The 6,710-nt window shown below is 59.4% G+C and carries 14 protein-coding genes and 1 pseudogene; 1 reads left to right on the top strand and 14 read right to left on the bottom strand.

What is annotated here, in order from left to right; all coding sequences use genetic code 11:
• From rplX to rpsJ, 13 genes are all read right to left on the bottom strand, one after another.
• Positions 1-270 (bottom strand): 50S ribosomal protein L24 (gene rplX, locus WA989_RS04100; protein WP_424339241.1); only part of this gene is annotated, 270 nt, incomplete at its 3' end.
• A gap of 2 nt (positions 271-272) precedes the next feature.
• Entirely contained in the window at positions 273-641 is a 369-nt protein-coding gene (rplN, locus tag WA989_RS04095; RefSeq protein WP_424339240.1) for a 50S ribosomal protein L14, read from the bottom strand.
• The gene (gene rpsQ / locus WA989_RS04090; protein ID WP_424339239.1) at positions 638-883 is read right to left on the bottom strand and encodes a 30S ribosomal protein S17; all 246 of its coding nucleotides are present in this window, start codon (positions 881-883) and stop codon (positions 638-640) included. Before rpsQ ends, rplN begins: the two co-directional genes overlap by 4 nt.
• A 10-nt stretch (positions 884-893) precedes the next feature.
• Complete coding sequence (rpmC, locus tag WA989_RS04085) at positions 894-1,097, bottom strand: 50S ribosomal protein L29 (RefSeq protein WP_424339238.1); 204 nt, start codon at positions 1,095-1,097, stop codon at positions 894-896.
• A 2-nt stretch (positions 1,098-1,099) separates the two neighbouring features.
• On the bottom strand, positions 1,100-1,516 hold the full coding sequence (gene rplP, locus WA989_RS04080; protein ID WP_424339237.1) for a 50S ribosomal protein L16: 417 nt from the start codon (positions 1,514-1,516) through the stop codon (positions 1,100-1,102).
• Between the two features lie 3 nt (positions 1,517-1,519).
• A complete protein-coding gene (gene rpsC, locus WA989_RS04075; RefSeq protein WP_424339236.1) occupies positions 1,520-2,254 on the bottom strand; it encodes a 30S ribosomal protein S3 in 735 nt (244 codons plus the stop codon).
• Positions 2,254-2,643, bottom strand: a complete 390-nt coding sequence (gene rplV / locus WA989_RS04070) for a 50S ribosomal protein L22 (protein ID WP_424339235.1) — start codon at positions 2,641-2,643, stop codon at positions 2,254-2,256. Before rplV ends, rpsC begins: the two co-directional genes overlap by 1 nt.
• A 3-nt stretch (positions 2,644-2,646) precedes the next feature.
• On the bottom strand, positions 2,647-2,925 hold the full coding sequence (gene rpsS, locus WA989_RS04065) for a 30S ribosomal protein S19 (protein WP_424339234.1): 279 nt from the start codon (positions 2,923-2,925) through the stop codon (positions 2,647-2,649).
• A gap of 12 nt (positions 2,926-2,937) precedes the next feature.
• A complete protein-coding gene (gene rplB / locus WA989_RS04060; protein WP_424339233.1) occupies positions 2,938-3,768 on the bottom strand; it encodes a 50S ribosomal protein L2 in 831 nt (276 codons plus the stop codon).
• Positions 3,769-3,777: 9 nt separating this feature from the next.
• Positions 3,778-4,077, bottom strand: a complete 300-nt coding sequence (locus tag WA989_RS04055) for a 50S ribosomal protein L23 (protein ID WP_424339232.1) — start codon at positions 4,075-4,077, stop codon at positions 3,778-3,780.
• Positions 4,078-4,080: 3 nt separating this feature from the next.
• Positions 4,081-4,725, bottom strand: a complete 645-nt coding sequence (rplD, locus tag WA989_RS04050) for a 50S ribosomal protein L4 (RefSeq protein WP_424339231.1) — start codon at positions 4,723-4,725, stop codon at positions 4,081-4,083.
• Entirely contained in the window at positions 4,725-5,522 is a 798-nt protein-coding gene (rplC, locus tag WA989_RS04045; RefSeq protein ID WP_424339230.1) for a 50S ribosomal protein L3, read from the bottom strand. The genes rplD and rplC overlap by 1 nt, the downstream gene beginning before the upstream one ends.
• Position 5,523: 1 nt before the next feature.
• Positions 5,524-5,844 (bottom strand): 30S ribosomal protein S10, encoded by a 321-nt coding sequence (gene rpsJ / locus WA989_RS04040; RefSeq protein WP_084394339.1) that lies wholly within the window; start codon positions 5,842-5,844, stop codon positions 5,524-5,526.
• A gap of 288 nt (positions 5,845-6,132) precedes the next feature.
• On the opposite strand from rpsJ, the gene WA989_RS04035 reads away from it, so the two are divergent.
• Positions 6,133-6,513, top strand: a complete 381-nt coding sequence (locus tag WA989_RS04035) for a cytidine deaminase (RefSeq protein WP_424339229.1) — start codon at positions 6,133-6,135, stop codon at positions 6,511-6,513.
• A gap of 72 nt (positions 6,514-6,585) precedes the next feature.
• On the opposite strand, the pseudogene tuf reads toward WA989_RS04035, so the two are convergent.
• Positions 6,586-6,710: pseudogene (gene tuf, locus WA989_RS04030) on the bottom strand (elongation factor Tu); the annotation flags it as partial.

Here is a 6,710-nt window from a genome sequence, read left to right as displayed (position 1 = left end):
GCCATGCTCGTCTAACTTGAAACCGACGCGGGTCGGCTTGCCGTCACGTGGATCCATGATCGCCACGTTGGAGACATGGATCGGCGCTTCGAACGTCTTGATGCCGCCTGGGTCCATCTGGCCCGGCTTCTGGTGGCGCTTCACGACATTGATGCCCTGGACAACAACACGGTTCTCGGAAGGAAGCACTTTCAGCACTTCGCCCTGAACACCCTTGTTGCGGCCGGCGGTCACGATCACGCGATCACCTTTTTTCACTTTGGCAGCCATGGTTACAGCACCTCCGGAGCCAGAGAGACGATCTTCATGTGGTTCTTGGCGCGAAGCTCGCGCGGAACCGGGCCGAAGATCCGGGTACCGATCGGCTCGCCATTGTTGTTCACCAGCACAGCGGCATTGGTGTCGAAACGAATGGTCGACCCGTCGGGGCGGTTAATGTCTTTCGAGACGCGTACGACGACAGCGCGGCGCACATCGCCCTTCTTCACGCGGCCGGTCGGAATAGCTTCCTTGACCGAGACGACGATAATGTCGCCCACCGACGCATAACGGCGGCCTGCACCACCCAGCACCTTGATGCACTGGACGCGGCGGGCGCCGGAATTGTCGGCGACGCGAAGGTTGGATTGCATCTGGATCATGAGTCAGCCCCTTCTCCAGCAACCAGCTCCCACGTCTTCAGCTTGGAGCGCGGCGGGCACTCCTGAATAGTGACGCGCTGACCTTCGACAGCGACATTGGCTTCGTCGTGAGCGTGATACTTCTTCGAGCGGCGCACGATCTTCTTCATGACAGGATGAAGGAAGGTGCGGTCAACGCGGACCACAGCCGTCTTGTCCTGCTTGGTGGACACAACAACGCCTTCCATTACGCGCTTTGGCATGTCTCTTCTCCTACGCCTCTGCTTCCGCTTTGGCCTGCTCACGAAGAAGCGTCTTCACGCGCGCGATGTCGCGGCGGACTTCCTTCATGCGGGCCGTCTTCTCAAGCTGACCGGTGGCCTGCTGAAAGCGGAGGTTAAACTGTTCTTTCTTGAGCTGGACGAGCTGGTCTTTCAGCTGGTCTTCGCTCTTCGAACGCATGTCAGCGATTTTCATCTCTAGATCCCCTCAATGCGCTTGATGATTTTGGTCTTGATCGGCAGCTTCGCAGCGCCGAGCTTCAGGGCCTGGATCGCAACAGCGTCCGGAACACCATCAATCTCGAACAGGATACGGCCAGGTGCGACGCGGGCGACCCAACGGTCAACCGAGCCCTTGCCTTTACCCATGCGAACTTCGATCGGCTTTGCAGTGACTGGCGTGTCCGGGAACACCCGGATCCACACCTTGCCCTGACGCTTCATTTCGCGGGTCACGGCACGGCGGGTCGCCTCGATCTGACGCGCGGTGACGCGTTCAGGCTCGAGTGCCTTGAGGCCATAGCTACCAAAGTTCAGCGTATAGCCGCCTTTGGAATTGCCCGTGATCCGGCCTTTGAAAGCCTTACGGTATTTTGTGCGTTTCGGCTGCAGCATCGGTTAAGCTCCTGCGCCTTGCGGGCCGGAAGCCGGTCCACGCTGGTTGGTCGAACGGGCACGGGCCTGACCGGAATCTTCGGCCTTGCGGTCCTGTGCCATCGGGTCGTGCTCCATGATCTCGCCTTTGTAGATCCAGACCTTCACGCCAATGATGCCGTAGGTCGTCTCTGCTTCGGCGGTGCCATAGTCGATATCGGCGCGCAGCGTGTGCAGCGGGACAGAACCCTCTGCATACTGCTCGGTGCGCGCGATTTCCGCGCCGCCAAGACGGCCGGCAACCATGACACGAACACCCAGTGCGCCGAGGCGCATGGAGTTCTGGATCGCGCGTTTCATGGCGCGGCGGAACGAGCCGCGACGCTCAAGCTGGCGCGCAATGTCTTCGGCGACCAGCGTTGCGTCGATTTCCGGCTTGCGGATCTCGACCAGGTTCACGCGAACTTCGTCTTCGGTCATCTTCGAGAGCTTCTTGCGAAGCACTTCGATATCAGCGCCCTTCTTGCCGATCACCAGACCCGGACGGGCCGTGTGGATCGTCACGATGCACTTCTTGTGCGGACGTTCGATGATAATGCGCGAGATACCGGCCTGCTTCAGCTGGTCCTTGATCGCCTTGCGAATTTTCAGGTCTTCGTGGACGAGACGGCCATAGTCTGCCGTGTCGGCATACCAGCGGCTGTCCCAAGTCCGGTTGATACCGAGACGCAGCCCAACGGGATTAATCTTCTGGCCCATTATGCGGCCTCCGCTTCAACTGATGTGTCGCGCAGCACGATGGTGAGCTGCGAGAAAGGTTTCATGATGCGAGCTGCGCGGCCACGGGCACGAGCGCGGATACGCTTCATGACCAGGTTCTTGCCAACATGCGCCTCTGCAACGACCAGGCTGTCAATGTCGAGATTGTGATTGTTCTCGGCATTCGACATGGCCGACCACAGAACCTTGTAGACGTCTTGGGCTGCGCGCTTGCGGGAGAACTTCATCTCGTTGAGCGCGCGCTGGATCGGCATGCCGCGGATCTGCTGAGCCAGGAGGTTCAGCTTCTGCGGGCTGGAGCGATACATGCGCAGCACGGCGCGAGACTCGTTAGCCGCCTGTCTGGGAGGATTCTTCGTCTTGCTCATCGCTTACTTCCTCCTCGCCTTCTTATCGGCACCGTGGCCATAATAGGTACGGGTCGGCGCAAACTCGCCGAACTTGTGCCCCACCATTTCCTCGGTGACGAGAACAGGAACAAATTTGTTGCCGTTGTGAACCTGGAAATTCAGGCCAACGAATTGCGGCATGATCGTCGAACGGCGCGACCAGGTCTTGATCACTTCACGGCGCTCGGAAGCGTGCGCCTTTTCTGCCTTCTTGAGCAGATAGCCGTCTACGAACGGACCTTTCCAAACGGAACGTGGCATCTCTCTCGCTCCCTAGCGTTTCGCGTTGCGGCGACGGATGATCAGACGATCCGAAGCCTTTGTCTTGCGGGTTTTAGGTCCGCGCGTCTTCTTGCCCCATGGCGTCACAGGGTGACGTCCACCGGACGATTTGCCTTCACCACCACCGTGCGGGTGATCGACCGGGTTCATCGCCACACCGCGAACCTTCGGACGCTTGCCAAGGTAGCGCGAGCGGCCGGCCTTGGAGAGGACGCGGTTCATATTGTCCGGGTTGGACACAGCGCCGACGGTTGCCAGACAGCTGTCCGGAACCATGCGAAGCTCGCCGGAAGATAGCTTGATCTGCGCATAACCGGCGTCACGGCCGACCAGCTGAACATAGGTACCGGCAGAGCGCGCAATCTGAGCGCCCTTCAGGGGCTTCATCTCGACATTGTGTACGATCGTGCCGACCGGAATGTTCTTCAGCGGAAGCACGTTACCCGGCTTGATGTCAGCAGTCTTGGAGGTCACCACCGTGTCACCGACAGCCAGACGCTGCGGCGCGATGATGTAGGACTGCTCGCCATCTTCATACTTGATCAGCGCGATGAATGCGGTCCGGTTCGGATCATATTCGAGGCGCTCGACCGTCGCAGGAACATCCCAGCGGGTGCGCTTGAAATCGACCTTGCGGTAGAGGCGCTTGGCGCCACCGCCGATGCCGCGAACCGTGACACGGCCACGATTGTTCCGGCCACCGGACTTGGTGAGGCCTTCGGTCAGTGATTTGACCGGGCGACCCTTGTGCAGCTCCGAGCGGTCAACAATGACGAGCTGGCGCTGGCCCGGGGAGGTCGGATTGAAAGTCTTGAGTGCCATGATGCTCTCCTACAGACCGGTCGTGATATCGACGGACTGTCCGTCTTTCAGGGTGACGATCGCCTTCTTCGTGTCCGAGCGGAAACCGAGCTTCCCACGGAAGCGTTTGGTCTTGCCCTTGACCTTGATCGTATTGACCTTGGTCACATCCACTTTGAACAGCGCTTCTACGGCTTCCTTGATGTCCTTCTTGTTAGCGGACAGCGGAACCGAGAAAACGATCTTGTTTTCTTCTGCGAGCAGGGTCGACTTTTCAGTGATGACCGGTGCGAGCAGCGTGTCGTAATTGTGTTCTTTCACGTCAGCCATGGCTTATACCCCTTCCTTGGCTTTCGCTTCGAAGCGCGCGCCGATACCTTCGAGCGCAGACTTCGTGACAACCAGCTGCTTGCGGCGCAGGATGTCATAAACATTGAGACCCGCGACCGGCAGAACATCAATGTTCGGGATGTTGCGAGCCGCTTTTGCAAAATTCTCGTAGACTTCCGCGCCAGCGATGTTCAGGGCGTTCTCGACACCGAGACCCTTGAACTTTGCGGAAAGCTCTTTCGTCTTCGCCGCATCGAGCTTCGCATCATCGATGATGATCAGCGCGTCGTCCTTGACCTTGGCTGAAAGTGCATGCGCGAGTGCGAGCTTGCGGATCTTCTTCGGAAGCTCATGCGCATGGCTGCGAACACGCGGGCCGTGAGCAACCGCACCACCAACAAAGATGTGCGCGTTGCGCGACCCGTGGCGTGCGCCGCCGGAGCCTTTCTGGCGGATGAACTTCTTCGTCGTGACCGACACTTCATCGCGCGTCTGGGTCTTGTGCGTACCAGCCTGGCGCTTGGCGAGCTGCCAGCGCACGGTGCGATGAAGCAGGTCTGCGCGAATGTCGGTCAGGCCGAACACGGCCTCATCGACGGTCGCCTTGCCAGCCGCTTTGCCGTCCAGGGTTTTGACTGCGAGTTCCATTATTCACCAGCCTCCGAAGTCTCGGCTTCAGCCTTTCGTTCTGGCGCGCCTTTGGAGCGGAACGAGCCGTCTGCCGGCGCGTCAGCGTGGAGCGCCTTCTTCACAGCATCGCGCACTTCAACATAAGCGCCGTCATGACCAGGGATCGCGCCCTTGACCAGAATGATACCGCGCTCTGCATCGGTCCGAACCACTTCAAGGTTCTGAACGGTGACACGCTCGACACCGTAGTGACCGGCCATCTTCTTACCTTTGAAGACCTTGCCCGGATCCTGGCACTGACCTGTGGAGCCGTGCGAACGGTGAGAGATCGACACACCGTGCGTGGCGCGAAGACCGCCAAAGTTCCAGCGCTTCATGGCACCGGAAAAACCGCGGCCGAGCGAAACGCCAGCAACATCAACACGCTGACCGACAGCGAAATGATCCGCGACAACCTCGGCGCCAACGTCCGGTAACGCATCGCCGTTCACGCGGAACTCGACGAGCTTGCGCTTCGGCGCAACACCGGCTTTCGCAAAGGCTTCACGCTGGGCTTTCGCAGTACGCTTGGCCTTGGCCTCGCCTGCGCCCATTACGACGGCTTTGTAGCCATCATTACGGGTCACTTTGGTTTTCTCTTTTTTCTTGCCGCGGTTTACGCTGACTTCGCGATCCTCATCGGTGCGAAGGCCAACAACCTGGCAGCCATCAAGCGAGAGTACCGTCACAGGAACGTGGCGGCCCTCCTCGTTGAAGATACGCGTCATGCCCAGCTTGCGAGCAATAACGCCTGAACGTTGTGCCGGAAGGGCCATCTTAGCGCGCTCCCTCAAGTTTGATTTCAATGCCGACACCAGCCGACAGGTCGAGCTTCATCAGAGCGTCGACGGTCTGCGGGGTCGGATCCACGATATCGAGGATACGTTTGTGTGTGCGGATCTCGAACTGATCGCGGGACTTCTTGTCGATGTGCGGCGAGCGGTTCACAGTGAAACGCTCGATGCGGGTCGGCAGAGGGATCGGGCCGCGCACGTCAGCGCCAGTGCGCTTCGCAGTCGACACGATTTCCTTCGCCGACAGATCGAGGGCGCGGTGATCGAAGGCTTTCAGCCTGATCCGGATATTTTGTTTTTCCATCGTACGGTATCCCGTCCACATGAATGAAGCGCCTAGGCGCACGCTTTATTGGAGCGCCCTGACGCAATCGGCTGAATTGTCTGTTTCGGTGGGAAGCGTTTGCCAAAGCAGGCACAGCCGACCCTTCGAAGGGCGCGGTGTATGGGATTTGAATCGAAGCGTCAACACCGTTCGGCGGAATCTTTGCAGCGACATGCAGCTGGGTGAAACACTATTTGCTTTCTGCCCGGCCGGCTCGCATGTCATAAGCCCAGTTTCGTGCCTCTCAAGCTTCAGGAAGGCTCAAGAATGAGCGATGATCTCATCTCAGCTGCGCGCGCTGTGCGCGGCAATGCCCACGCCCCCTACTCCGGCTTCAAAGTGGGCGCCGCTGTCCGATCGGCATCCGGCATCCACGTTGGTTGCAATGTCGAGAATGCCTCCTTTCCGGAAGGCATCTGCGCCGAAGGCGGGGCGATCACGTCCATGGTCGCCGCAGGCGACAAGGAGATTCTGGAAGTTGCCATCTATGCCGAGGCCGACACGCCGGTCGCCCCGTGCGGAGGATGCCGGCAGAAGCTGGCTGAATTTGCCGGGCCGGGCGTGAAGGTGGTGCTTGCCAGTCCGAAAGGCATCGATGCCGAAATGACCGTAAGTGAACTCTTGCCCGCCAGTTTTTCACTGAAATAGAAAAAGGGCCGCTCATTCCTCAGCGGCCCTTTATGATCTTGTCGTGTCAGCCTGGTCGGGCTGGGTGAGTGCTTAGCTCTTCACCTTCGAGACGACGCCGGCACCGACGGTGCGGCCGCCTTCACGGATGGCGAAGCGCAGGCCTTCATTCATCGCGATCGGGGCGATGAGCTCGACGTCCATTTTGACGTTATCGC

The sequence above is a fragment of the Henriciella sp. genome, from assembly GCF_049649345.1.
In the GTDB taxonomy this organism is placed as follows: Bacteria; Pseudomonadota; Alphaproteobacteria; order Caulobacterales; family Hyphomonadaceae; genus Henriciella.
This window is presented reverse-complemented; position numbering and strand designations above follow the sequence as displayed.

Coding starts and splice junctions, on each gene's coding strand:
- rplN (WP_424339240.1), bottom strand. CDS start 641: ATGATCCAGATGCAATCCAACCTTCGCGTCGCCGACAATTCCGGCGCC.
- rpsQ (WP_424339239.1), bottom strand. CDS start 883: ATGCCAAAGCGCGTAATGGAAGGCGTTGTTGTGTCCACCAAGCAGGAC.
- rpmC (WP_424339238.1), bottom strand. CDS start 1,097: ATGAAAATCGCTGACATGCGTTCGAAGAGCGAAGACCAGCTGAAAGAC.
- rplP (WP_424339237.1), bottom strand. CDS start 1,516: ATGCTGCAGCCGAAACGCACAAAATACCGTAAGGCTTTCAAAGGCCGG.
- rpsC (WP_424339236.1), bottom strand. CDS start 2,254: ATGGGCCAGAAGATTAATCCCGTTGGGCTGCGTCTCGGTATCAACCGG.
- rplV (WP_424339235.1), bottom strand. CDS start 2,643: ATGAGCAAGACGAAGAATCCTCCCAGACAGGCGGCTAACGAGTCTCGC.
- rpsS (WP_424339234.1), bottom strand. CDS start 2,925: ATGCCACGTTCCGTTTGGAAAGGTCCGTTCGTAGACGGCTATCTGCTC.
- rplB (WP_424339233.1), bottom strand. CDS start 3,768: ATGGCACTCAAGACTTTCAATCCGACCTCCCCGGGCCAGCGCCAGCTC.
- WA989_RS04055 (WP_424339232.1), bottom strand. CDS start 4,077: ATGGCTGACGTGAAAGAACACAATTACGACACGCTGCTCGCACCGGTC.
- rplD (WP_424339231.1), bottom strand. CDS start 4,725: ATGGAACTCGCAGTCAAAACCCTGGACGGCAAAGCGGCTGGCAAGGCG.
- rplC (WP_424339230.1), bottom strand. CDS start 5,522: ATGGCCCTTCCGGCACAACGTTCAGGCGTTATTGCTCGCAAGCTGGGC.
- rpsJ (WP_084394339.1), bottom strand. CDS start 5,844: ATGGAAAAACAAAATATCCGGATCAGGCTGAAAGCCTTCGATCACCGC.
- WA989_RS04035 (WP_424339229.1), top strand. CDS start 6,133: ATGAGCGATGATCTCATCTCAGCTGCGCGCGCTGTGCGCGGCAATGCC.